This window comes from Yersinia vastinensis (assembly GCF_902726565.1).
Lineage (GTDB): Bacteria > Pseudomonadota > Gammaproteobacteria > Enterobacterales > Enterobacteriaceae > Yersinia > Yersinia vastinensis.
The window spans coordinates 220427-246060 of record NZ_CACVAF010000007.1; the positions used below are offsets into that span (position 1 = coordinate 220427).

Genomic DNA, 25634 nt, shown 5'->3' on the forward strand with positions numbered 1-25634 from the left:
TAATAATGATGAATAACAACAGAATCCATCACAGAAGGTTATATGCGCTTGGACACGTCTACTGTGCCCCAGTTACTTGATCAACCACTATCCGGTCAACAACGCCGTTGTCATATGTTACTGATGCTATTTATGCCTGCATGCACAGTAAAACTGGACACGATCAGCCAATTTAATGGCGTCGAACTGCCAACTACCCGGCAAGATATAGCCGAGGTTGCCAATGAAATCCAGCGTTTCTACCATTTGCAGCTCAATAGCGATAACCACTGTTTGATTCAGGGTAGCCGGCTCGACAAAAGGCTCTGCTTTATCCATTGGCTGCGCCGTGGGCTACGCTATTGTCCTCAGTTTGTTGAGCACTATTTTGCCCCCAGTTTATATGATGCTTTATCATGGAGTAACCCTCTGATATCTGAGGATTTGCCCCATATTATCAGCCAATGTGAACCTTTTCTTAATCGCCAACTCAATGAGAAAGATCGTCAGTTTTTGCAACTGTATTTGGCCTATTGCGCTTGGGAAAACCGCCAGCAAGTTCTCCCTGAACTGACGCCCCCTCAGCGCCAGTGGCTAACCCGCAAGCCAGCATTAACTGCAGCAGACAATTTATTTCATTCATTTAATCCGTTGTTAGGTAACCCCCTCGATACCATTGAACGGGATGTACTCATTCTGATGCTAACAATGATTAAGGCACACAGTTATCACAGTACTCAATCAGCGGAAGATTCGCGATTGATCAAGGCTATCGACCAGTTAGTCACGCGTTTTCAACAGCTTTCCGGTATGACTTTAGGCCGTAATGATATGTTGATGAACCAGCTTTTTGCTCATCTGGCTCCCGCAATTGAACGCTGTTATTTCAATATCGGCATTGATAATTCATTACTGGAAGAAGTCATCCGTAAATACCCTCGGCTACTGCGCACCACCCAACAAGCTTTGGCAGATTTTGAGCAGGAATACCAGATTCAATTCTCGGTTGATGAAGTTGGCCTGATTGCAATCAGTTTTGGTGCCTGGTTAATGCAGGAGAATGCATTACAGGAAAAGCAGATTTTATTGCTGACGCGGAATAACCCGGCATTGGAAGAGCAAGTCGAGCAACAGATTCGTGAGTTGACACTCTTGCCGTTGCACATTAAATACTTGCCCTATGGGACGTATTTGCAATCCGGCGCCCCTGCAGGGACTGCCGTGGTACTAACTCCATACGCCGTGCAGCAACCTGAATCAACCCCTCCGCTGATTCAGGTATTATTACCGCTGACAACACAACAACATGAACAATTACGCCATTTATTGGCGTTACCCTAGCTGGCGAGATCCTCGGGTGTCGCAACGACTCGCGGTCGGATAAACAGCGCGGGGATAACAATCAATGCCATGACCCAGAATACTCCGCCCTGATAATGCTCAAACAGGAAACCTGAAATAACCGTCATCACCGCAATCCCTCCCCCCATCGCCAGAGCAGAGTAAACCGACTGCAAGCGGATAACATCCGGCCCTCGTCGGGCAGCAATAAAGCGCATTGCGGCCAAATGGCAAACGGTGAACGAACCACAATGCAGGATTTGAATCAAAATAAGCCATGGCAACTCAGTTGTTGAGGCCATCAGGCTCCAACGAATAATGCCACTGATGGCGGAAAGCAGTAACAGGCTGCGGGCAGTCCAGCGGCGGAAAAGAACATTACTGAAGGCAAAGACCAAAATCTCGGCCACAACGCCTAACGACCATAAATAACCGATGGTGGCGGCGGAGTAGCCCGCGTCTTTCCAGTAAATAGAGCTAAAACTGTAATAACCCGCATGTGCGCCCTGCAATAAAGTGACGCAGAGTAAAAAACGCCAGACTTGCGGCTCAGACAGCAATTCTTTCCAGCGAGTCGCTGCAACATCACGGTGCTTAATTTCCCCCTGTGGCATCACGCTTGGCTTCAGCAATGCTCCCAACAACATAGCGGACACACCGAAAAGTAAGCTGTAAAGAATGGCCGGATGGCCCCAAACAGAGACCAGTTTCCCCGTCAGCGCAGAGCCAATCACGAAAGCAAGTGACCCCCACAACCGGACTTTACCGTAATCCATGGTTATCTGTTTTTGCCAAGTGGCTGCCAGCGCATCAGTCAATGGCACTAATGGGCCAAAAAACAGGTTAAAGCCAGCAATAATCACCATCAACCAGGCCCAGCCATTGCCAAACCAAAAACCAACAGCAAAAGCCAATGTCAGCAAGGCCAAGATACGGATGGCCGTCACCAAATAGGAGGGGTCTTTAACACTCGGAGCAATAATTAGGCTGCCGAGAAAGCGGGAAATTAATCCGGCGCCCAGCAAAATACCAATAGTTTCAGGTGGTATCCCTTCCCCTTGCAACCAGATGCCCCAAAAAGGCAGGAAAATGCCATAAGAAAAGAAATAGGTGAAATAGCTGAGCGACAGCCAGCGTGTTGATTGCAATACCATGAATCCCTCCGAGGTCAGCCAGTTACTGTGACAGAGGCCTCGCCTGCTAGCAACGTTGTAATCATGTAAACATCGAGTTTGGTACGAAGTTCACATTTAAAGCGGGTAAATAGCACAATACTGACAAGTTATGCAGCCATCTTTGCATGATAAACCAACACCATTCATCCGTCAGGTAGGCATAAAAAAACCCGCAGATGCGGGCTTTTTTAGGAACAAATCATTCTAACAATATTAAGCGTAGACCGGGAAGCGAGCGCAAATAGCCAGAACTTTCTGTTTGATACGCTCGATAGTTGCTTCGTCGTTGATGTTATCCAGCACATCACACATCCAGCCAGCCAGCTCGCGAGATTCTTCTTCTTTGAAACCACGGCGGGTGATGGCCGGGCTACCAATACGTACGCCAGAAGTCACAAACGGACTTTTCGGGTCGTTAGGTACGCTGTTTTTATTCACGGTAATGTTGGCGCGACCTAAGGCTGCATCGGCATCTTTACCCGTGATATTTTTATCAACCAAATCAAGCAAGAACAGATGGTTATCCGTCCCGCCGGAAACGACTTTGTAGCCGCGTTCCAAGAATACCGCCACCATGGCTTTTGCGTTCTTCGCCACTTGCTGCTGATAAACTTTGAACTCAGGTTCCATTGCTTCTTTCAATGCGACTGCTTTACCAGCAATAACATGCATCAATGGGCCACCTTGGTTCGCAGGGAACACAGAGGAGTTCAGTTTCTTATACAGCTCTTCGTCACCGCCTTTCGCCAAAATCAAGCCGCCACGTGGGCCAGCCAATGTTTTATGCGTGGTCGTCGTCACGATGTGTGCATGTGGAACTGGGTTAGGGTAAACACCAGCAGCCACCAGACCGGCTACGTGAGCCATGTCCACAAAGAACCATGCGCCGATGCTATCAGCAATTTCGCGCATTTTTGCCCAATCAACGATACCGGAATAAGCAGAGAAGCCGCCGATGATCATTTTTGGTTTATGAATTTCGGCCTGGCGCGCCATGTCTTCATAGTCAATCTTGCCAGACTCATCGATGCCGTAAGGCACGATATTGTACAGTTTACCGGAGAAGTTAACCGGAGAGCCGTGGGTCAAGTGACCGCCGTGCGCCAAGTTCATACCCAGAACGGTATCACCGGGTTGCAGCAAAGCAGAGTAAACGGCTACGTTCGCCTGAGAACCGGAGTGTGGCTGAACGTTCGCATAATCAGCGCCAAACAACTCTTTAGCACGGTCAATTGCCAGCTGCTCAACGATGTCGACATACTCACAGCCACCGTAATAACGCTTGCCCGGATAGCCTTCAGCATATTTGTTTGTTAACTGAGAACCTTGCGCCTGCATAACACGCGGGCTGGTATAGTTCTCAGAGGCAATCAGTTCGATGTGCTCTTCCTGGCGCACCACTTCTTGCTCCATTGCACGCCATAGATCTGCATCATAATCGGCAATGTTCATTTCACGCTTTAACATCCGGCTCTCCTGACTTAGCTAACATTTGGGTTCTGCCACACAGTGTAAACTGTTTCCCCCCCGTTAAGATAGGTCTTGACAGAGGTTTTTACGCAAACGATTGGCTCTAGGCTGCGTAAGGCTTTGACCTGTTCAGAGTTCATCCAAAGCAACGGAAATATCCTCATATTCATTATGTGATTTTTTCATATTCTGTGAATTGATACGACGATGTAATCCCCTATAAGCGCAATGTGCATTTACAAGTTAGGCTGCGCTCTATAAGATGCATTCAAAATGCATGTATTGATTTGTATCTTATAACCCCCAGTCATTAACGTTGTCGTTGCCGATGATGAAGGGGAGAAAATAGTTAAGGAGCGCCACATGCTGGACCAACAAACCATCGCGACTGTTCAATCTACCATCCCACTGCTTGCCGCCACTGGGCCGAAACTGACAGCACATTTCTATGATCGTATGTTCGAGCACAACCCTGAACTGAAGCATATTTTCAATATGAGCAACCAGTTCAATGGCGATCAGCGCGAAGCCCTGTTTAATGCCATTTGCGCCTATGCGGCAAATCTTGAGAATCTGGCCGCCTTACTCCCCGCCGTTGAACGAATCGCCCAAAAACATACCAGCCTGAATATTCAACCGGAGCATTACTCTATCGTTGGTCACCATTTAATAAGCACGCTGGATGAAATGTTCTCCCCAGGCCAAGAAGTTTTAGATGCTTGGGCTAAAGCCTATGGTGTACTGGCGGATGTTTTTATTACACGGGAAAGCCAGATTTACGAGCAGGGCGAAACCAGTACCGGGGGTTGGCGCACCTTACGTCGTTTCCGCATCACCCAAAAAGAGATGCAAAGTGAGATTATTTGCAGTTTTGTATTAGCACCCGAAGACGGTGGACGAGTTCTGGATTTCAAACCCGGCCAATATTTGGGTATCTATATTGAAGATGAGCAACTTGAATATCAGGAAATCCGCCAATATTCTCTGACTGCCGCGCCAAACGGGAAAACATACCGCATTGCAGTGAAACGTGAGGAACAGGGAACGGTTTCTAACTATCTGCACCAAAAGTTGGATGAAGGTGACACCGTCCGTGTTGCTCCTCCGCGTGGCGACTTCTTCTTAGATATTTCATCAGCTACGCCGGTGGCCTTGATTTCCGCAGGTGTGGGCCAGACACCAATGTTAGCGATGCTAAATACACTGCATAATCAACAGCATTCTGCGCCAGTACATTGGTTGCATGCGGCTGAAAATGGGCGAGTTCATGCATTTGCCGATGAAGTTTCCACTATTGCAGAAAACATGCCGAACCTTAGCCGCCATGTGTGGTATCGCGAACCTGAAGCGCAAGATATTCAGGGTGAAAGCTATCACAGCAAAGGGTTGATGGATCTGAGCTCACATCAGTGGTTGGCAGCAGATCCCAACAGACATTATTACCTTTGTGGTCCATTGGGCTTTATGCAATTTGCTGCTCGCCAGTTATTGGCACAAGGTGTGGCTGCTGAGCGAATTCATTACGAGTGCTTTGGCCCACATAAAGTTATTTAAGTATTGAATTTATTTACTTTGTCAAAGGGAGCATATAAGGCTCCCTTTTCATCTCTGCTATAAAAAATCCGTCTGCTTATTGTTTTTAAATGTGGTAGAACGTGATTTAGATCTCATATATCCTGCTTTAATATTGCCACGATGAGATATTCAGACGAATGTCTAAATATTCATATAACTGAAAATTAATCGTACGGCTAAAATTATCCCCTGATTGTTTATTGCCCAGAGGCATCATTTAGTGTCGGGCGAATTAAGGCTGAATTGACCTACCATGAGTAAGAAATTCATTAAAAAAGAAGGGTTAGCATTGGTGTCCATGGCGCGCTATTTAATTGGTGAGTGCGCGGGCAATCGGCTTAAAACTATCGATGAATTATCTGATGATTTCGGCATTTCTGTTGGTGTCGTTCAGCATGCATTAAAAGTGCTGGAAGCGGATGGCGCGATTATTGTTGAACGTCGGGGCCGGAATGGAACTTTGCTTATTGACCTGAATATGCCGTTGTTACTGCAACAGGCAGATTTGGGCAATATGGTCTGTGCTATGCCCCTGCCCTATACCAAACTTTATGAAGGTCTGGCGAGTGGTTTAAGGGAACAATTCACTCTACTTCCTCTTTATTTTGCTCATATGCGTGGCGCGCAAGTGCGTATCGAATGCCTGATTGACGGTATTTACGATATGGCGGTCGTCTCACATCTGGCAGCAAAAAGTTATCTAGATCAAGGGAAAGTCACCGTCGCACTGAATCTAGGCCGTGGGTCTTATGTTGACGGTCACCAACTTATTTGTCGCCGCGGTGAACAACATAATATCCGCCGGGTAGGATTGGATCCACGTTCACCAGACCAATGTCTGTTGACTGAAATTAAATTTTCCGGGCAACCTATCGAGATAGTCGAATTACCCTATAGTGACTGCATTGCACACATTAATCGTGGCGATATTGATGCTGCCATTTGGAATCTGGCAGACGACATTCCTCATGAACATTTGCAAGCCATCAAGCTACAAGGCGATGAACGCTATATTCAAGCTTCGCAGGCGGTGATCCTCATCCGGCCTGATAATCACCCAATTAAATTGCTACTGGAAAAAGGCATTAATGAAACGTTACTGCTGAACCACCAGCGAGCAGTACAGAATGGCGAGAGAGAACCTCGTTATTAATCATAGCCATCTGGCGGCAAGCCAAATTATTTTCTGGGGGTTACTCTTTGGAGATGTGTATTGATGCACGACTGAATATTTTGTGCCAATCAGGGGTTATTGACCCTGATATCGGCCAAGGGTTAGACAAAGTTATCAATCGGTTAGAACATTTTTGGCAGTTACCTGTTCATAGTTCCCAAGGCGTCATGACCATGACCCATCTGGCGAGTGCATTAATGCGTACCCGCCGTGGTGAAGAGATTCATGCACTGGATCCAGCGATACTAGCGGAAATTATTCAAAGCGAAGATATTCACTACATCCGTGAGATAAATCAGGATCTATTGGCTTATTTTTCACTAAAACCAGCAGAAAATGAAATTGGATATTTACTCGCGAACCTTTACGGTCTATACCTTTCCAGTGATATGCCCACGTTGCGTTAAATAAAATATATCGGGCATAGTGATAGAAAATACAACATCAGGGTCTCTTTATAATAAATATTCAAAATAATGATAATTTAATAAAAATAATTATGCCGTAGCTAATCAGGACATAAAATGTTTTTAAAAACACTATTAAAACAAAATACTAAATTGATTAATGCGGCTATCTCTTTCTGGCTTCAAGGGAAAATCTATCCTGATAGCTACGTAATAGATGTTGAACAAACTGAAGCTAATGCTCGTTTACTGCTGGAAACAGCAAACCACTATCAGATAAAACTGTATCTGATGAGTAAACAGTTCGGGCGTAATCCTGAATTATGCCGTCGCCTGTTGGCTTGCCATTACCAAGGCACAGGTTATCAAGGCATTGTCGCTGTCGATTTTAAAGAGGCGCGGCAGCTTTATCGCCATGGGTTACCGATTGCCCACATCGGCCATTTGGTACAACCGCCTTCTGGCATGATAGATGAAATAGTCCGCCAGCAGCCCGATGTTATTACCGTCTTCTCGTTAGAAAAAGCGCTGGAAATATCTCAAGCAGCACTTCGCCAACAGAGGGTCCAGTCACTCATGTTGAAAGTGTGCCAACCGGGCGATTTGCTCTATGCCGGGCAAGAGGCTGGTTTCGAATTAGATAATCTACCAGTCGTGATTGCCGCTATCGACAACATGCCAGCGGTGAAATTAGTTGGGGTAACACATTTCCCCTGCATGCTGTATGACAGCCCATCACAGCAAACGCTGCCCACCGCCAATATGCATACTTTGTTGGCCGCCCGAGATATTTTGCGGGCACAAGGGGTGAATATTGAGCAGGTGAATGGCCCCTCAGCAACCAGTTGCACCACCCTGCCCCAATTGGCCCAATGGGGGATCACCCACAGTGAGCCCGGACATGCCCTCACGGGCACCATTCCAGCTAATCAGCACGGCGACCAGCCAGAACAGATCTCCATGCTTTATCTGTCTGAGATTTCCCATCATTTTGCTGATAACAGCTATCTTTTTGGTGGTGGCTATTACCGGCGCGGCCATTTGCAAAATGCCTTGGTTTGGCATAATGACCAATTTAGCCAAAGCAAAGTATTACCGATTGATGATGATAGTATCGATTACTGTCTGCGGTTGAAGGGGAAGTTCCCCATCGGCAGTCCGGTGATCATGAGTTTTCGCACCCAGATATTTGTGACCCGCAGTGACGTTGTTTTGATTGATGGCATTAAAAGTGGAAACCCACGCATACTTGGCTGCTATGACAGTCAGGGTAATCAGTTGTCAGAAAAGTAAGTAATACCAATGGAATACTCCTTCCATCGTCACAGTGTCGATGGGAGGGTGAGATTACGCTCACATATACCCCAAATAATTCTAAATGCAGTAAGGCGGCAAGCGAATGAATTCCGATGAGCTTACTTGAGTAAGTGATTCGTGTGATCGAGCGCAGCCAACGCACATGCAAATTGAAGTATGAAGGGTATACTGACTTTCTTCGGAGCCTGCCCGATGATCAATCCCAATGGATATACCTATGCTCATGAACATCTCCATATAGATTTATCCGGATTTAAAAATAATCTGGATTGTCGACTAGACCAATATCAACCCATCTGTGACGAAATGCGGGAATTAGTCAGCAAAGGCGTCGTCAATATTGTTGAAGTAACCAACCGTTATATGGGCCGCAACCCCCAGTTCTTATTAGATCTGATGCGTGATAGTGGCATAAATATCATTGCATCAACCGGTTACTACACTGACAGCTTTTACCCGCCGATGGTGCGCGAGAGTAGCGCTCAACAATTAGCGCGAACCATGATTGATGAGGTTGAAATTGGCATTGATGGCACTGAACTGAAAGCAGGCGTAATTGCTGAAATCGGTACCAGTGAGGGAGTGGTAACCCCTGATGAGGCCAAAGTCTTCCATGCCGCAGCACTGGCTCACCATGCAACCGGCCTGCCTATTTCTACCCATACCAGTTTCAGCACCATGGGGTTAGAACAAATCGCCCTACTTAAACACTACGCGGTCCCACTCGATAAAGTGGTTATTGGTCATTGTGATCTGAAAGAGCAACCAGATCTTATTATGAAAATGATCGATATGGGCGTATATGTTCAATTCGATACCATCGGTAAAAATAGTTATTTTCCTGACGAACGTCGCATTGCGATGTTAGTGACGCTTGCTGAGCATGGATTATTGGATAAAGTCATGCTTTCGATGGATATCACTCGCCGCTCACATTTAAAAGCCAATGGCGGTAGCGGGTTTAGTTATTTAGTTGATTCGTTTGTTCCCATGTTATTGGCCGCAGGGTTTTCCCACCATCAGGTGGAAATGATGTTGCGCCACAATCCTAATAAATTTTTCAATACGCAAGGAAAGTGATTATGAAGAAGATTGGCATTGCCGGGCTGCAACGAGAGTTAATACGCGAAATGGTTGAGCAGACGGCACCGAATACTTTTGAAACCTTTATTCTCTCGGATATGGATGCTGCTTTAAAAGTGAAAGAAGGGCAGTTGGATTATTATATCGGCGCCTGTAATACCGGGGCTGGAGCTGCATTATCAATGGCTATCGCGATTATCGGCTATAACAAAAGTGCCACTATCGCCAAACCTGGAATTAAAGCCAAACCAGAGCAAATTGAAAAATGGGTCACTGAAGGGAAAGTGGCGTTTGGCTTGTCAGTCGAACATATTGAACATGCTATTCCACTGTTGATTACGCAATTGCGCTAAGGGGAGCACCGTGGATTATATTCATATTGTTGTGGTGGCCCTCCTGACAGGAATGACCGCCCTACTTTCTCACCGTTCTGTCGCCGTATTTCATGATGGCATCCGCCCTATTCTTCCACAATTGGTGGAGGGAAATATGAGCCGCCGTGAAGCGGGCAGTATCGCCTTCGGCCTGAGTGTCGGTTTTATTGCCTCCGTGGGTATCTCATTTACCCTCTCCACGGGTTTACTTAACTCTTGGTTACTGTTCCTGCCAACAGATATCATTGGGGTATTGGCTATCAACAGTTATCTGGCCTTTGCGCTAGGTGCTGCTTGGGGAATTTTAGCCCTCACCAGCTTACCCGCGGTGAACACCGCATTGACCTCATTGCCGGTGAACTTTATCGGTTCATTGGGGGAATTGAGTAGCCCGGTTATTTCCGCCTTTGCCTTGTTTCCTCTGGTCGCTATTTTTTATCAATTTGGCTGGAAAACAGCGGTTATTTCCGCGTTCATCGTCCTGCTGACCCGCTTACTGATTACTCGTTTTACTGGGCTATTCCCAGAATCCATTGAAATTTTTGTCGGGATGATTCTGCTTATTGGCATCGCCATCGCGCAAGATTTGCGAGCCAAAACCCACTTGGGAGGGGGAGGCGGGCACTCTGTTTTCGAAGAGCGAACCCAGCGAATAATTAAAAACTTGCCGATGTTAGCCATTGTCGGTGGGTTAATTTCAGCGGTGGCCAGTATGAAAATCTTCGGCGGTAGCGAAGTGTCAATTTACACGCTAGCAAAAGCCTACGCACCGGGGATCACACCCGAAGAGTCACTTGCATTGATTCATCAGGCATCATTGGCCGAGTTTATGCGTGGCCTTGGCTTTGTGCCGCTAATAGCCACTACCGCACTGGCGACGGGTGTCTATGCTGTTGCAGGCTTTACATTTGTGTTTGTCGTCGGTTATTTGGTGCCAAACCCATTGCTAGCAGGAATAATTGGTGCCGCAGTCATATCGCTGGAAGTGTTGATGCTCCGCTCTATCGGCAAATGGCTGGGCCGTTTCCCCTCAGTGCGTAATGCCTCCGACAATATTCGTAATGCGATGAACTTGTTGATGGAATATGCGCTGTTGATCGGGGCTATTTTTGCATCGATCAAAATGGCCGGTTATACCGGTTTCACTATCACGACAGCGCTCTACTTCCTCAATGAAGCTATTGGTCGCCCGGTTATGAAGATTGCCGCGCCTGTGGTGGCCGTGATCATCGCCGGTGTTGTGCTTAACCTGTTCTATTGGTTAGGGCTATTTGTTCCCGCTTAATCCATGATGCTTGAAGCCGCTGAAATTTAAGTTAAAAAGCCCGTTCGTCGCAAAACGAAACGGGCTTTTTACTGCATCACGGACGGCAATTAAATTGCTTCTTCATCCTGTTCGCCAGTACGAATACGCACTACGCGTGAAACATCAAAGACAAAGATCTTACCATCGCCGATTTTACCGGTCTGAGCAGTTTGCATAATCGCTTCTACACAGGTATCAACGATATCGTCAGCCACAACAATTTCAATTTTGACCTTTGGTAGGAAATCCACCATATACTCAGCACCACGGTACAACTCGGTATGCCCTTTCTGGCGACCAAAACCTTTCACTTCGGTTACCGTCATCCCGGTGATACCGACTTCAGCCAGTGCCTCGCGGACATCATCGAGTTTGAATGGCTTAATAATCGCGTCAATTTTTTTCATGGTGAATCCCTGTTTACCAATTCTTGCGGCCAAAGCCTGATGTAATCGGATAGCGTCTATCTTTGCCAAAATTGCGGGCGGTGATACGCGGCCCAACAGCTGACTGACGCCGTTTGTATTCATTGATATCTACCAGGCGGATGACTTTACGCACGATAGCTTCATCAAAACCGTCAGCAACCAAATCAGCAACTGACTTATCCTGCTCGACATACCCTTCGAGAATGGCGTCCAAAATATCATAAGGTGGCAGGCTATCCTCATCTTTCTGATCCGGAGCCAGTTCCGCAGATGGTGGGCGAGTGATAACCCGTTGCGGAATCACATAGGAAACAGTATTACGATATTCGGATAATTTGAAGACCAGCGTTTTGGGCACATCTTTCAGGACGTCAAAGCCCCCCGCCATATCACCGTACAGTGTGGCATAGCCTACGGCCATTTCGCTTTTGTTACCGGTGGTTAATACAATACTGCGGCGCTTATTCGACAAGGCCATCAACACCACACCACGGCAGCGCGCCTGAAGGTTTTCTTCGGTTGTATCGCGCGCAGTACCAGCAAACATCGGTGATAATTGGCCCATAAAGGCATCAAACATTGGCTCGATGGAGAGCACATCAAATTCAATGCCTAGGATTTCTGCTTCTTCTTTGGCATCAGCAATACTGATATCTGCGGTGTAACGGAACGGCATCATCAATGCCTGAACTTTATCTTTACCTAACGCATCCACCGCAATCGCCAGTGTCAGTGCCGAATCAATCCCACCGGAAAGGCCAAGAACTGCGCCATTGAAGCCATTTTTTGTAACGTAATCACGTACCGCCAATACCAGCGCTTCATAGACTTGCGCCAGTGGTGGTAACTCTGCGGCGGGGGCCATCATCGGCACCACTTCACACTCATTGAATTCTAATAGTGTGGTTTGTTCAGCAAAAGCAGCCAAACGATGTGTCATATTGCCTGCAGCATCAAACACTTTGGAGCAGCCATCAAAAATCAGCTCATCCTGCCCACCAATCTGATTGAGATACACCAGTGGCAAACCGGTACGCTGGCAATGCGCTGCCATCAGCGTTTTGCGGATATACGGTTTTTCTCGGTTATAAGGCGAGGCATTGATCGATAATACTATTTCCGCACCTGCGGCTTTAGCCGCATCGACCGGGCCATCGAACCAAAGATCTTCACAAATCAGCAGGCCTAACCGATAACCTTTTAGTGTCACCACACAAGTGTCGTGGCCAGCAGAGAAATAGCGTTTTTCGTCAAACACACCGTAATTCGGTAATTGCTGTTTGAAATAGCGCGCTTGCAATTTACCGTCAGCAAACAGCGATAACGCGTTATACAGATTGCCCTCTTCCCGCCATGGATGCCCAACCAGCACTGCCGTGTGTTGTGCTGCCGCCTGCAAACGATCCAACTGAGCCTCGCAGCGTTGATAGAAATCATTACGGTACAGTAGATCTTCTGGCGGATAACCGGACAGCGCCAGCTCGGAGAACATAACCAGATCCGCCCCCGCCTTCTGCTGCTCATGCAAGGTTTGCAACATACGTTCAGTGTTGCCTTCGATATCACCGACCAGCCAATTCAACTGGGCCAGTGCAATGGAAAGTTTTCTGCTCATTTGTATTTAAACTCTGTTTTGTCAGGGAACAATGGCTGTGGGTTAACAACCATTATTATTCTTTAAAATCATTCGCATCTAGCTCATGGCGTGACAACAATTTATAAAATTCGGTCCGGTTACGTCCGGCCATACGAGCCGCCTGAGTCACATTACCTTTGGTGATTTGTAATAGTTTACGCAAATAATTCAATTCAAATTGATTGCGCGCCTCTACAAAGGTCGGTAATGCCGTATTTTCCCCTTCCAATGCCTGCTCAACCAACGCTTCACTGATAACTGGGGCTGAGGTTAATGCTACACATTGTTCAATAACGTTCACCAACTGGCGCACGTTGCCCGGCCAACTGGCGGTCATCAGCCGTTTCATGGCGTCAGTGGAGAAGCTACGGACAAAAGGCTTATGACGTTTGGCGGACTCACGTAACAAATGATTAGCCAACAACGGAATATCTTCTGCGCGCTCATGCAGCGCCGGGATTTTGAGATTCACGACATTCAAACGATAGTAGAGATCTTCACGGAATTCATTCTTTGCCATCGCTTTTGGTAAGTCGCGGTGAGTGGCTGAAATCACCCGCACATCAATACTTAAATCGCGGTTACTGCCTAATGGACGCACTTTGCGTTCCTGCAATACGCGCAACAATTTTACCTGTAGAGACAACGGCATATCGCCAATTTCATCCAAGAATAGCGTGCCACCCTCTGCGGCCTGGAATAGCCCTTCACGGCTACTGACCGCACCAGTAAACGCCCCTTTGGCATGACCGAATAACTCAGATTCCAGCAACTGTTCCGGCAATGCACCGCAGTTGATCGCGATGAAGGCTTTTTTCGCCCGAGGACTGGCGGCATGAATCGCTTGAGCCAGCACTTCTTTACCGGTGCCGCTTTGCCCATTAATCAGCACGCTGACATCCGATTGCGCCACCATTTTAGCCTGCTCGAGCAAACGCAACATCACCGGGCTACGAGTCACAATCTCTTCGCGCCAGCTATCATCACCAGCAGGAATAGACAGTTCTAACGCTGCATCAATTGCTTTATATAAAGCGTCGCGATCCACTGGTTTGGTTAGGAAGCTAAATACCCCCTGCTGTGTGGCGGCCACTGCATCAGGAATGGAGCCATGAGCAGTCAAAATAATCACCGGCATACCGGGCTGATGCTTCTGAATTTCAGCGAACAGCGCCATGCCGTCCATTTCATCCATTCGCAAGTCGCTGATAACCAGATCAATCTTCTCACGCATTAACAGACGCAATGCTTCCTGCCCACTTTCCGCAGTGGTGACATTAAACCCTTCACTGGTTAAACGCATTCCCAGCAGCTTAAGTAAGCTGGGGTCGTCATCAACCAGCAGTAGATTGGCCGGTTTGCGTGGCGTCATGAGATTCCTTATTCGTCGCAGGTGGGACATCTGTAGGTGGTACGGCTGGCGGCGCATAGGTATCAGCCGGTTTCTCTACCGGTTGCGGCGCAGGTTTGCTGTCGACTTGAGGCGCCACTGGCTTATTCTCAGCCGGTGTGGTTTCCGCAGGCTTGGCCTCAGTTGGCTTAGTCTCCGCAGGTTTGACCTCGGCTGGCTGACTTTCAGCAGGCTTCACTTCCGACTTAGTATCTGATGGTTTACTTTCTACAGCTTTGCTTTCAAGTGGTTTAGCCTCAACAGGTTTAGCGGGTTCCGCTTTTGGTTGAGGTTTGACTTCGGCGGGTTTAGGCACCGCAGATGCTGCTGCCTTGCTATCCACGTCAGTCTCAGGAATTTCATTTTGTAACTGCTTGCGCGATGAAAGTTGGCGTTCGATATCGGTAAGGTTTTCTAACTTACGAGTGGTATCCAGCAAATTGTATTGCAAGCGAACCTGACTTTCTCGCAGCCGGTCAATTTGAGCATCAGACTCCTCTTGTAAGCGCTGATAACGCGTGCGTTCTTCCGCTAAGGAGATGCGCAGAACTTGCTGCTCACGCCACAATTGAATCAGTGGACGTACCGCACCAGGGAAGCTTTGGCTATAACTGTTCAAGCGCTCAACCACTTGGCGACGCTCTGCAATCGTAGGCTCAGAGCTACTCAGCAAAATGCCCTGTTTAAAGGCAGCAGACCACGTTACGACCGATAATGTTTTCGCCAGCGCGCGCGCTTGAGTTGAGCCTAGTCGCTCGGCACAATCCATCGCCCGCAACCAGTAAAGGGAGTTTTCAAGTGTCTCTTTATCATCGAGATCCCACAGCACATCACAGGATAGTGTCCGGTAATCAACGATTTTAGTTTCGGGTATCACCATCTGAACCGCTTGTGAAAAACGGCTACTGGCCGGGTTATCCGTACACCCGGTAAGTAATAGAGGGGCCAGCAATAAAGCTCGCCAAAAAACACCCATGCCAAGCCTGCCCATAGGCATTGCCGTTACCGTTGGCGTAGGACATAAAAAGACGGTCTTTTTAATAATGTTGCGCATAGACCATTTGTACATTAGTTATTCATTCTCGGCGGTTAATGGCAATTCAATACGGAAGCAAACTGCGGCGTAATCCACAGACACCAATTGCAAGTCGCCCTGCATACGTTTGATGCAGTCTTGAGCAATACTCAAACCCAGCCCGCTGCCTTTGACGGCCCCTTTTCGCTGATGGCTTCCCTGAAAAAAAGGCTCAAATATCATGGTTTCTTCTGATACCGGAATCGACGCTCCAGTATTAGCGATATCAATTTGTACGCGGTTATTCACCTGACGGCTACGGATCCAAATGGTACCGGATTCCTCGCCATAGTGCACCGCATTGGAGTAGAGATTATCTAATACCCGCATCAATAATGTCGGATCTGCCCAACAAATGTCCGCCTGAAGATCCATCTCAGTACGAATCATCTTTGCTCGGGCTGGTAGGCTGTGCGCGGCAATCACATCTTCGACCATCTCAAGTAGTTCCACATTTTCAAGTTCACCGGGGCCATCCGCTAATTTACGGTTATAGTCCAATAATTGCTCAATTAATAATTGTAGATGGCGGCTACTATTGTCGAGGATGGCGACCACCTCTTTTTGATCTTGAGTTAATGGCCCGGCAACTTCATCGGCAAGCAGTTCCGTTCCTTCACGCATACTGGCCAATGGTGTTTTCAACTCATGGGATATATGGCGCAAAAACTCGTGGCGCTGCGATTCTAACCAAGCTAAACGTTCACTGAGCCAAATAATACGCTGCGCTAATGAACGTAACTCTCGTGGCCCTTTAAATAACGCCGTATTACCCAGTGGCCGCCCTTCTCCCAAGCGGTTAATCATTCGTTCTATGCCTTTAACCGGCCCGATAATCATACGGGTGAATAGCACCACCAGCAGCACACTCACCAAAAACAGTAATAGGGATTGCCAACCAAAGAATTGGCCGCGCTCGGCGATATCTTTTTGTAACTGTTGCCCACGGGAGAAAATCACATCACGGGTGGCCTGTACCATTTCGGCATTTGAGCGAGAGAACTGCTCTAATAAAAGAGAAGCATTTTGCTCTGGCCCACTATTTTTACATTGGATATCAGAAAGTTGTGTCAACAAGTCACGTAAAGTCTGGTAATAACGAACATCGGGCAGAATAGAGGCATGAGCATCAAGCATTTGGGCATATTGTTTACGCTGATGCTGATAGAGCTTCGCCAATGTTGCATCATCAAGTACACAATATTGACGATAACTGCGTTCCATTTCGAGCGCGATACTGGTCATCGCCTCACTACGCCGTGCATCTGCCAGCGTCGTGCGATTAATATCAGCCGCCTGAGTGCTTAAATGGTCAAGGCTCTGATACGCCTGATATGCCAGCACCAATAAAGGGAGCAGCACCAACAGAAACGCCATGAGCACCAATTGACGTAAAGAACGGGGGAACAAACGCCATCTTTTCAACGAAATCATCTCATTACCTATCATTCTGTTGTGATGCTAACTGACTCTGTCAGGATTACAATGCTTGTGATTCATTTAACGCTGACATGCCCAGAGTCGAGATAAAAAAAAAGCACTTAGCGTTGAGCAAAGTGCTTTAAATTGATGAATATAATTTATCCATTATCGTCAGAATCATCATCAGACCTGCTTTTATAATAAGTTGCAGCGAAAATGGAGAACTTTATCTATCTTTAACAGTAATCAGATGTGACAACGGGGCAATAAATTGCCCCGTCGCAGAATATGTGGATGCCCTTAAACATCGTCTCCAGTTTGATGAAGCCAAGGCAATCATCGGGAGGATGAGACGAATAGCATCCAGACATGTCCAAAATTGATGAACCATTCATCACAGTAGGACATAGGCGGCACCTCACTCAACGTGTCGTCCGATGTTTGATAAAGTGTATTCACACGATATCGGTTTAGGTGGACGATAGGTACCAGTCTTAGGCATCATTCGGTGGCTTATGAAGCGCATATTCCGCTTTACAGCGGGACTATCATAAAAAGTGAATGAGCAACTGATAGTAATAATGCAGTTAGCGTGCCAAGTTTCATAAAAATCATATAACACAATGATTTTAAATAAAAATAAATATTATCAGGAAACTAACTTTGGCATCATGTTCAGTAATTTGAGTTATTCATCTCTATTTTGTCGCTATTTCCCGACACCTAACCTGACATAAAATAAAAACCATATAAATCAATTAATTAAACGTCTCCTTTTTGAGACAGGCTTTATCCCTGTTGTCGCAATTTGCCGACAATTAAAAATAGTTATTTTAAATCAATAAGTTGAGATGGAAAGAATAAACGGCGATGAAAGTTATCCTTAGCCTCACTATCAGCCCCTTCCCCACCGCTGACCACTGCTTAAATAATTATCACGTTATAAATTATGAGATTTAATCACTTCTATAAATGAGTCACGCTAATGACCTGACTCTGGTTTCTGATGAAAAGATCGCCAAAGTGCAGAAAATAAAATACCGACAACGACTATGCCCATGACAAAGGGGCTTCATCGGTATCTGTCTCGGCGTTTCACTGACCTGTCATCTGGGAAACACTCATATGAAAATCCACTTTATCGTCATGGCCAGTGCACTGGTGGTCAGCGCCTTCGTCACCACCCAGCCATTGGCTACCCCACGCGTAAACCCAGAGTTGATCAGCATGGGTTCGGCTGCTGATAATTTTTCGGTATATGGGATCCTAACAAGTTATTGGCTCAAGGATAAACGCGGTGAGATCCCAATAATGGTGACAACCCAAGAGCACTTATTGATTACTGCTCATATATACGATCAATATGACAATGAAAAAGCGCAGACCGCGACACTGATTAATAACCGTTCAAAGGGAATGACATTGCCATTAGAAAACTTTTCTGCCGGAGACTACCGATTAGTTATTACCTCATTAGATACAAATCATAGACATACGGATAAAACCTACTATATGACATTAACAAATACGACTGGCGAGGATTAACCTCATTAATAAAATATAAATCTGTCATACAAAGGAATCTACAGCATGATAAACATTACGGTCCTGTTATTTCCCGCAGTTATCCTTTTCTCTCCTTTAGCCTTATCCAGCTTTGATAACCTCCGTAGTAGCACTAAAATATACAACGCCGTATCCACTGAAATTGCCCACTTACTGACGATAGCAGCAAAGCAACAACAGAACACTTTAATTAACTATAATAGTTTTCCCGAATTTGATATTGAGTTTACCGGTTCATATTATAATAAAGAGTCAGCGGTGTATGAAATTTCATTTACATTGGAATCACAGGGAATGTTGAATTACAACGCATATATTATCAATAATAATGACATGGAAATGGATAATGATTTCGGATACATTAACAATAATAAGAAGAACGTAAAGTTAAAAATGAACAGTGTTCAACCGGGAACATACCAGCTCATTATTGAACTTACAGATAATAGAAAAGAGACAAAGACCCGAACCCGGACAATAAACATTTTATAAATAATTCAATACCGCTATTTGAGATTAAGGGGGCATATTGCCCCCTCTTTCAATTAGCCTAATTGCTTACGCGCATTACGGAACATACGCATCCACGGGCTATCCTCGCCCCACTCTTCTGGGTGCCAAGAGTGACTGACTGTGCGGAAGACACGCTCAGGATGCGGCATCATAACCGTTGCACGGCCGCTAGCACTGGTCACGGCCGTAATACCATGAGCCGAACCATTCGGGTTAGCAGGGTATTGCTCGGTGACTACGCCTTGGTTATTAACAAAGCGCAATGCCACCAGATTGTTCTGCTCTATTGTTGCCAAATGGGCCGCATCACGAACTTCAACCTGCCCTTCACCGTGTGAAACCGCAATTGGCATACGAGAACCGGCCATATCCTGCATAAACAGTGATGGGCTATTCGCCACTTCCACCAGACTGAAACGCGCTTCAAAGCGATCAGACACGTTGCGAACAAAGCGTGGCCAGTGCTCAGCACCGGGGATAAGATCACGCAGATTAGACATCATCTGGCAACCGTTACACACCCCCAACGCAAGCGTTTCGGAGCGATGGAAGAACGCTTCGAACTCATCACGTACACGCGTATTGAACAGGATAGACTTCGCCCAACCTTCACCTGCACCTAATACGTCGCCGTAAGAGAAACCACCACAGGCCACTAAGGTCTGGAAGGATTGCAAATCCGTGCGCCCTGCCAGTAAGTCACTCATATGCACGTCAACGGCATCAAAACCAGCGCGGTGGAAAGCCGCCGCCATCTCAACGTGCGAGTTGACCCCTTGCTCACGCAGCACCGCTACTTTTGGTCGCGCTTGCTTGATAATGTAAGGTGCGGCGATATCTTCAGACGGATCAAAGGTTAGCTTCACATTCAGGCCAGGATCACTTTCATCCTGTTTCGCCAGATGTTCCTGATCCGCACAATCCGGGTTATCGCGCAGACGCTGCATTTGCCAAGTGGTTTCAGCCCACCACAAGCGCAGGGTACTGCGTTTTTCGCTGTACACCACCTCGGTGCCACTGCGGATATCAAAGATATCCCCCTCAACCGCACGCCCCAGATAGTGAATACAGTTTGCCAGACCATGCTCTGCCAACACTTTTTCCACTGCTGCTTGCTGCTCGGCACGCACTTGAATCACAGCACCCAGTTCCTCATTAAACAACGCAGCCAATGCATCGTCACCCAAGGCCTGAATATCCGCTTGCACGCCACAATGACCGGCAAAGGCCATTTCAGCCAACGTCACCAGCAGACCACCATCGGAGCGGTCGTGATAGGCCAGTAATGCCTGATCCGCCACTAAACGCTGCATCGCATTGAAGAAACCAGCCAACTGTTGCACATCACGCACATCAGCAGGTTTATCCCCTAACTGACGATAAACCTGTGTCAGGGCAGTGGCCCCCAGAGCATTGTGACCTGCGCCTAAATCAATCAACAGCAGCGCATTATCACCCTTATCAGTTCGCAATTGCGGCGTGACGGTGTGGCGCACATCTTCGACGCGAGCAAATGCCGTGATTACCAGAGACAACGGCGAAGTCATTTCACGCTGCTCATCGCCCTCCTGCCAGCGGGTTTTCATCGACATAGAGTCTTTGCCCACCGGGATGGTGATTTCCAGCGCTGGGCATAATTCTTCACCCACAGCACGCACCGCGTCATACAAACCGGCATCTTCACCTGGGTGCCCAGCAGCAGACATCCAGTTAGCCGACAGTTTGATGCGCTTGAGTTCACCAATTTGCGTCGCCGCAATGTTGGTCAACGCTTCACCCACAGCCAGACGAGCAGAGGCCGCAAAGTCCAGCAAGGCTACTGGCGCACGTTCGCCCAGAGACATGGCTTCGCCATAGTAGCTGTCCAAACTGGCACTGGTGACGGCACAATCAGCGACCGGAATCTGCCACGGACCGACCATCTGGTCGCGAGTTACCATGCCGGTAACAGTGCGATCGCCGATGGTTATCAAGAAGGTTTTCTCAGCAACCGCCGGCAAATGCATCACACGTTTTACTGCATCAGCAATACTGATTTCAGCCCGTTGTAGCGCCTCACCCTGTGCCTGGAGGCGGGTCACATCACGCAGCATTTTGGGCGTTTTGCCTAATAGCACATCCAGCGGCATATCAATGGGCTGATTGTTGAAATGGCGGTCATTCAAGGTCAAATGTTTTTCTTCGGTGGCTTCACCGATAACAGCATAAGGCGCACGTTCGCGACGGCAAATTTCATCAAATTGCGCCATCTGTGCTGGAGCTACTGCCAGAACATAACGTTCTTGAGATTCGTTGCACCACACTTCCAACGGACTCATGCCCGGCTCATCGTTAAGGATGTCGCGCAGCTCAAAACGACCACCGCGACCACCGTCACTGACCAACTCAGGCATGGCATTAGATAAACCGCCCGCACCGACATCATGAATAAACAGAATCGGGTTGTGATCGCCTAACTGCCAGCAACGGTCGATCACTTCCTGACAACGGCGTTCCATTTCTGGGTTATCGCGCTGTACTGAAGCAAAATCCAGATCCGCATCTGACTGACCGGAGGCCATGGAAGAAGCTGCACCACCGCCCAATCCAATATTCATCGCTGGCCCACCAAGCACCACCAACTTGGCACCGACGACTATCTCACCTTTTTGCACATGATCAGCACGGATATTACCTATCCCACCAGCCAACATAATAGGCTTATGGTAGCCACGCAATTCGGTACCGTTATGGCTATTGACGCGCTCTTCATAGGTACGGAAATAGCCCAATAATGCAGGACGACCAAATTCGTTATTAAATGCCGCACCGCCTAGTGGGCCTTCGGTCATAATATCCAGCGCGGTCACAATGCGTTCTGGCTTACCGAAATTCTCTTCCCATGGCTGTTCAAAGCCCGGAATACGCAGGTTAGAAACGGAGAAACCCACCAATCCAGCTTTAGGTTTAGCGCCACGCCCGGTAGCACCTTCATCACGGATTTCGCCACCTGAGCCGGTCGCCGCCCCCGGCCACGGTGAAATGGCTGTTGGGTGGTTATGGGTTTCTACTTTCATCAAGATATGTGCCGCTTCCTGATGGTAGCCATAGACACCATTTTCTGGTGCCGCAAAGAAACGTCCAACCTGAGAACCTTCCATGACCGCCGCATTGTCTTTATAAGCAGACAGCACGTAATCCGGTGTGTGTTCAAAGGTATTTTTGATCATCTTAAACAGTGTCTTAGGCTGATTCACACCGTCAATTATCCAGTCCGCATTAAAAATCTTATGGCGGCAATGCTCGGAGTTTGCCTGTGCGAACATGTACAGCTCAATATCTGTCGGATTGCGCCCAAGGCCAGTAAAAGCAGTCAGCAGATAATCGATTTCATCCGGTGCCAGTGCCAGACCCAATTTAATGTTGGCCTGCTCTAATGCACTGCGGCCCTGAGTCAGAATATCGACCCGCTGTACCGGGGCTGGCTGATGATGAGAGAACAACTGCTCAGCCTGCTGCAAATCGGTAAACACCGTTTCCATCATGCGGTCATGCAGCAACGCCGACAATTGTTGCCATTGGCTGTCATTCAGGCCCGGGCCTTGTATATAGAAAGCCAGACCGCGCTCAAGACGCAGAACCTGCGGTAAAGCACAATTGTGTGCAATATCTGTCGCTTTGGAAGACCACGGGGAAATGGTTCCGGGCCTTGGAGTAACCAGAAGTAAGCGCCCTTGTGGCGCATGTTCCGGGAGAGATGGCCCATATTGAAGCAGCCGTTGGAGTCTGGCGTGTTCTTCAGCGCTCAATGGGGCGCTGACATCGGCAAAGTGAACATATTCAGCGTAGATATCATCTACCGGCAGATGAGCGTCCTGACAACGGGACAGCAGTTTGGTAATACGAAAAGCCGACAAAGCGGGCGAACCACGCAGTATTTCCATAATCTAAGTTTCTCTCGTCTTCGAAGCGACTGGAACAGCACTTCATTGGGCGCAACAGGGGAAAACGCGCGCCATTATAGTGAATCTAAGCCGCCGACGAAACCGTTTGCGTATCTATTATTAATAATTGCGTCAGAAACCTCTGTCAGAGATCTACAGCGAATAGCGGATAAATAAGCACGCAATAAAGTTGCACACTGACGATTTGTTGCGCAAAATGCCACTCCCCTGGGGATTTAACCATGTTGATTTTCGCTTTACAACGCACATATAAAGAGCGCTGCCGAGAGATAACTATTTGACGCGCATAAAATTAAATTACTTTGTCATCGGTGTAGTTGCCATACTTCTGGCCCTCGCGCTGTGGCCCAATATTCCTTGGCGCAATGGCCAAGAGGGGCAACTGGACCGTATAAAAGCCCGTGGTGAACTGCGAGTTAGCACAATAAGTTCACCGCTGATTTACTCAACCGGAAAGGATGGCCCTTCCGGTCTCGACTATGAGCTGGCAAAACGTTTTGCTGACTATCTAGGGGTCAAGCTGGTGATGACTCCGCATCATAATATTAACGATCTATTTGATGCTTTAGATAGCGACGATGCCGACATGCTGGCCGCTGGGCTGATTTATAACAGTGAACGCCTTAACCGGGCGCGCACCGGCCCCGCTTATTATTCTGTGTCACAACAATTGGTATACCGATTGGGCCAACCACGACCAAAATCATTCAGTGATTTAAAAGGTCAACTGATTGTCGCCTCCGGTTCCGCCCATATGACCACCTTGAAGCAGCTCAAACAGAGCAAATATCCGGACCTTAACTGGGGTTCATCCATTGATCGCTCGGGAAAAGAGCTGCTCGAGCAAGTCGCTGAGGGCAAACTCGACTATACCCTTGGCGATTCTGTCACTATCGCGCTGCTGCAACGCATCCACCCACAATTGGCAGTGGCTTTTGACGTGACAGATGAAGAACCCGTCACTTGGTATTTCCAGCAAGGTAATGATGACAGCCTGTATGCTGCAATGCTCGATTTCTATAGTCAGATGGTTGAGGATGGCAGTTTAGCGCGGCTGGAGGAAAAATATCTGGGCCATGTCGGCAGCTTTGATTATGTCGATACTAAAACTTTCCTGTCGGCCATCGATAATGTGCTGCCCGCCTTCCAGCATCTGTTTGAAAAACACGCTGGCGAAATCGACTGGAAATTACTGGCAGCAATTGCTTATCAGGAATCCCACTGGAACCCACAGGCCACATCACCGACTGGAGTTCGCGGTCTGATGATGTTAACCCGTGCCACCGCCAGTGGGTTGGGAGTTAAAGACCGGGTTGATCCTGAGGAAAGCATTAGAGGCGGCTCCATTTATTTGCAGCGCTTGATGAAAAAAGTACCGGATACCATTCCAGAAGATGAGCGAATCTGGTTCGCACTGGCCGCCTATAATTTGGGTTACGGCCATATGCTGGATGCCCGCCGGCTGACCAAAAGTCAGAACGGTAACCCGGATAGCTGGGTTGACGTAAAAATGCGGTTACCGATGTTAAGCCAAAAACGCTACTACCCAAGCACCACTTATGGTTATGCCCGTGGTCACGAAGCCTATAACTATGTCGAAAACATTCGCCGTTATCAGGTGAGTTTGGTGGGATATTTGCAGGAAAAAGAGAAAAAAGCAGCCCAACATGCCGCTATTGAGGCTGAACTGGGCAAAGCTTATCCGGTTGTCGGTCCTGGCTGGTCAATCAATAATTAGTGAGTTTCAGCTTTGACGTTGCAAAAGCAACGGCGCAGTCAATCACATCGTGTATGCGTCATTTGTTATCAGTTGTGGCACGTTTTAATGCTTTTTGCTGCTCACGGCGTAGACGGAAAAATGCGCTCAACTGATGAGAGCAGGCATCAGCCAGCACTCCCGAACAAACGTCTATCTGATGATTCATGCCGGGATGACGCAAAATATCCACCAGCGAACCGGCTGCACCGGTTTTCAAATCATTCGCGCCGTACACCAAGCGGCGAATTCGGCTATGTACCATCGCTCCGGCACACATCACGCAAGGCTCCAGCGTGACGTATAAAGTGGCATCGATTAAACGATAATTCTGCACGGCTTGCCCACCTTGGCGTAGCGCCATGATTTCGGCGTGAGCTGTCGGGTCGTTATCGCGAATAGGACGGTTCCACCCCTCGCCGATGACCTGATTATCCAGCACTAAAATAGCTCCTACCGGCACTTCACCCTCGTCTTGTGCACGCAATGCTAATGCTAACGCGCGCTGCATCCAGTACTCGTCACTGTACTCAGGGGGTGAAACACATTCAGCAGACAAATTATTATCGATAGACACATTAACCTCACTGGCACTTTTGCGGCGTGCATTATACACAGCCATGGCGGCCTCCAACCAATATAAAGTAGCGAGGCATATAATGATCAGTTAATGTTCAGACAGGATAAAAATCATTCAGACCAA

The 25634-nt window shown here is 47.6% G+C and carries 20 protein-coding genes; 11 read left to right on the forward strand and 9 right to left on the reverse strand.

The genetic code is table 11. From position 1 onward, the window contains the following. Positions 1–42 precede the first annotated feature (42 nt). A complete protein-coding gene (csiE, locus tag HUZ92_RS12795) occupies positions 43–1320 on the forward strand; it encodes a stationary phase inducible protein CsiE (protein WP_145579615.1) in 1278 nt (425 codons plus the stop codon). Here the strand turns inward: csiE and HUZ92_RS12800 are convergent. After that, entirely contained in the window at positions 1317–2474 is a 1158-nt protein-coding gene (locus tag HUZ92_RS12800) for a 3-phenylpropionate MFS transporter (RefSeq protein WP_050100791.1), read from the reverse strand. The genes csiE and HUZ92_RS12800 overlap by 4 nt on opposite strands. A 234-nt stretch (positions 2475–2708) precedes the next feature. Next, the gene (gene glyA, locus HUZ92_RS12805; RefSeq protein ID WP_050100792.1) at positions 2709–3962 is read right to left on the reverse strand and encodes a serine hydroxymethyltransferase; all 1254 of its coding nucleotides are present in this window, start codon (positions 3960–3962) and stop codon (positions 2709–2711) included. A 366-nt stretch (positions 3963–4328) separates the two neighbouring features. On the opposite strand from glyA, the gene hmpA reads away from it, so the two are divergent. The 7 genes from hmpA (at position 4329) to HUZ92_RS12840 (ending at position 11180) form a co-directional block, all read left to right on the forward strand. Beyond that, on the forward strand, positions 4329–5519 hold the full coding sequence (hmpA, locus tag HUZ92_RS12810) for an NO-inducible flavohemoprotein (RefSeq protein ID WP_145579616.1): 1191 nt from the start codon (positions 4329–4331) through the stop codon (positions 5517–5519). Positions 5520–5793: 274 nt separating this feature from the next. After that, positions 5794–6693 carry a GntR family transcriptional regulator YhfZ gene (gene yhfZ / locus HUZ92_RS12815; RefSeq protein ID WP_050140668.1) on the forward strand — a complete coding sequence of 300 codons (900 nt, stop codon included), beginning with the start codon at positions 5794–5796 and terminating at the stop codon, positions 6691–6693. 47 nt (positions 6694–6740) lie between these two features. Next, a complete protein-coding gene (locus HUZ92_RS12820; RefSeq protein WP_050295803.1) occupies positions 6741–7121 on the forward strand; it encodes a PRD domain-containing protein in 381 nt (126 codons plus the stop codon). 117 nt (positions 7122–7238) lie between these two features. Continuing rightward, on the forward strand, positions 7239–8414 hold the full coding sequence (locus HUZ92_RS12825; RefSeq protein WP_050140667.1) for a YhfX family PLP-dependent enzyme: 1176 nt from the start codon (positions 7239–7241) through the stop codon (positions 8412–8414). A gap of 216 nt (positions 8415–8630) precedes the next feature. Next, positions 8631–9518, forward strand: a complete 888-nt coding sequence (locus HUZ92_RS12830; RefSeq protein ID WP_050140666.1) for a phosphotriesterase-related protein — start codon at positions 8631–8633, stop codon at positions 9516–9518. Positions 9519–9520: 2 nt separating this feature from the next. Then, a complete protein-coding gene (locus tag HUZ92_RS12835; protein WP_050100806.1) occupies positions 9521–9874 on the forward strand; it encodes a DUF2620 domain-containing protein in 354 nt (117 codons plus the stop codon). A 10-nt stretch (positions 9875–9884) separates the two neighbouring features. Then, entirely contained in the window at positions 9885–11180 is a 1296-nt protein-coding gene (locus HUZ92_RS12840; protein ID WP_072086691.1) for a YhfT family protein, read from the forward strand. An 89-nt stretch (positions 11181–11269) separates the two neighbouring features. Here the strand turns inward: HUZ92_RS12840 and glnB are convergent, their stop codons facing one another. From glnB to HUZ92_RS12865, 5 genes are all read right to left on the reverse strand, one after another. Beyond that, positions 11270–11608 (reverse strand): nitrogen regulatory protein P-II, encoded by a 339-nt coding sequence (gene glnB, locus HUZ92_RS12845; protein ID WP_002231018.1) that lies wholly within the window; start codon positions 11606–11608, stop codon positions 11270–11272. A 13-nt stretch (positions 11609–11621) separates the two neighbouring features. Next, a complete protein-coding gene (locus HUZ92_RS12850) occupies positions 11622–13244 on the reverse strand; it encodes an NAD+ synthase (protein ID WP_145579617.1) in 1623 nt (540 codons plus the stop codon). A gap of 55 nt (positions 13245–13299) precedes the next feature. Then, a complete protein-coding gene (gene glrR / locus HUZ92_RS12855) occupies positions 13300–14637 on the reverse strand; it encodes a two-component system response regulator GlrR (protein ID WP_050100809.1) in 1338 nt (445 codons plus the stop codon). After that, entirely contained in the window at positions 14600–15652 is a 1053-nt protein-coding gene (gene qseG / locus HUZ92_RS12860) for a two-component system QseEF-associated lipoprotein QseG (RefSeq protein WP_235896984.1), read from the reverse strand. The genes glrR and qseG overlap by 38 nt, the downstream gene beginning before the upstream one ends. Positions 15653–15727: 75 nt before the next feature. Further along, the gene (locus tag HUZ92_RS12865) at positions 15728–17164 is read right to left on the reverse strand and encodes a sensor histidine kinase (RefSeq protein ID WP_050100812.1); all 1437 of its coding nucleotides are present in this window, start codon (positions 17162–17164) and stop codon (positions 15728–15730) included. A 1113-nt stretch (positions 17165–18277) separates the two neighbouring features. Here HUZ92_RS12865 and HUZ92_RS12870 point away from each other — a divergent pair. After that, a complete protein-coding gene (locus HUZ92_RS12870; RefSeq protein ID WP_050100817.1) occupies positions 18278–18697 on the forward strand; it encodes a hypothetical protein in 420 nt (139 codons plus the stop codon). 45 nt (positions 18698–18742) lie between these two features. Further along, positions 18743–19210, forward strand: coding sequence for a hypothetical protein (locus tag HUZ92_RS12875; RefSeq protein WP_145579618.1), 468 nt, complete (start codon positions 18743–18745; stop codon positions 19208–19210). A gap of 53 nt (positions 19211–19263) precedes the next feature. Here HUZ92_RS12875 and purL read toward each other — a convergent pair whose 3' ends face one another. Beyond that, entirely contained in the window at positions 19264–23154 is a 3891-nt protein-coding gene (purL, locus tag HUZ92_RS12880) for a phosphoribosylformylglycinamidine synthase (protein WP_050100822.1), read from the reverse strand. A 298-nt stretch (positions 23155–23452) separates the two neighbouring features. On the opposite strand from purL, the gene mltF reads away from it, so the two are divergent. Further along, a complete protein-coding gene (gene mltF, locus HUZ92_RS12885; RefSeq protein WP_050100824.1) occupies positions 23453–24913 on the forward strand; it encodes a membrane-bound lytic murein transglycosylase MltF in 1461 nt (486 codons plus the stop codon). Between the two features lie 58 nt (positions 24914–24971). On the opposite strand, the gene tadA is transcribed toward mltF, so the two are convergent. Beyond that, entirely contained in the window at positions 24972–25547 is a 576-nt protein-coding gene (gene tadA, locus HUZ92_RS12890) for a tRNA adenosine(34) deaminase TadA (protein WP_050295840.1), read from the reverse strand. Positions 25548–25634 lie beyond the last annotated feature (87 nt).

Excerpts from the sequence above, each read along its gene's own strand:
- csiE (WP_145579615.1), top strand. The coding sequence starts at position 43 with ATGCGCTTGGACACGTCTACTGTGCCCCAGTTACTTGATCAACCACTA.
- HUZ92_RS12800 (WP_050100791.1), bottom strand. The coding sequence starts at position 2,474 with ATGGTATTGCAATCAACACGCTGGCTGTCGCTCAGCTATTTCACCTAT.
- glyA (WP_050100792.1), bottom strand. The coding sequence starts at position 3,962 with ATGTTAAAGCGTGAAATGAACATTGCCGATTATGATGCAGATCTATGG.
- hmpA (WP_145579616.1), top strand. The coding sequence starts at position 4,329 with ATGCTGGACCAACAAACCATCGCGACTGTTCAATCTACCATCCCACTG.
- yhfZ (WP_050140668.1), top strand. The coding sequence starts at position 5,794 with ATGAGTAAGAAATTCATTAAAAAAGAAGGGTTAGCATTGGTGTCCATG.
- HUZ92_RS12825 (WP_050140667.1), top strand. The coding sequence starts at position 7,239 with ATGTTTTTAAAAACACTATTAAAACAAAATACTAAATTGATTAATGCG.
- HUZ92_RS12830 (WP_050140666.1), top strand. The coding sequence starts at position 8,631 with ATGATCAATCCCAATGGATATACCTATGCTCATGAACATCTCCATATA.
- HUZ92_RS12835 (WP_050100806.1), top strand. The coding sequence starts at position 9,521 with ATGAAGAAGATTGGCATTGCCGGGCTGCAACGAGAGTTAATACGCGAA.
- glnB (WP_002231018.1), bottom strand. The coding sequence starts at position 11,608 with ATGAAAAAAATTGACGCGATTATTAAGCCATTCAAACTCGATGATGTC.
- HUZ92_RS12850 (WP_145579617.1), bottom strand. The coding sequence starts at position 13,244 with ATGAGCAGAAAACTTTCCATTGCACTGGCCCAGTTGAATTGGCTGGTC.
- glrR (WP_050100809.1), bottom strand. The coding sequence starts at position 14,637 with ATGACGCCACGCAAACCGGCCAATCTACTGCTGGTTGATGACGACCCC.
- qseG (WP_235896984.1), bottom strand. The coding sequence starts at position 15,652 with ATGCCTATGGGCAGGCTTGGCATGGGTGTTTTTTGGCGAGCTTTATTG.
- HUZ92_RS12865 (WP_050100812.1), bottom strand. The coding sequence starts at position 17,164 with ATGATTTCGTTGAAAAGATGGCGTTTGTTCCCCCGTTCTTTACGTCAA.
- HUZ92_RS12870 (WP_050100817.1), top strand. The coding sequence starts at position 18,278 with ATGAAAATCCACTTTATCGTCATGGCCAGTGCACTGGTGGTCAGCGCC.
- HUZ92_RS12875 (WP_145579618.1), top strand. The coding sequence starts at position 18,743 with ATGATAAACATTACGGTCCTGTTATTTCCCGCAGTTATCCTTTTCTCT.
- purL (WP_050100822.1), bottom strand. The coding sequence starts at position 23,154 with ATGGAAATACTGCGTGGTTCGCCCGCTTTGTCGGCTTTTCGTATTACC.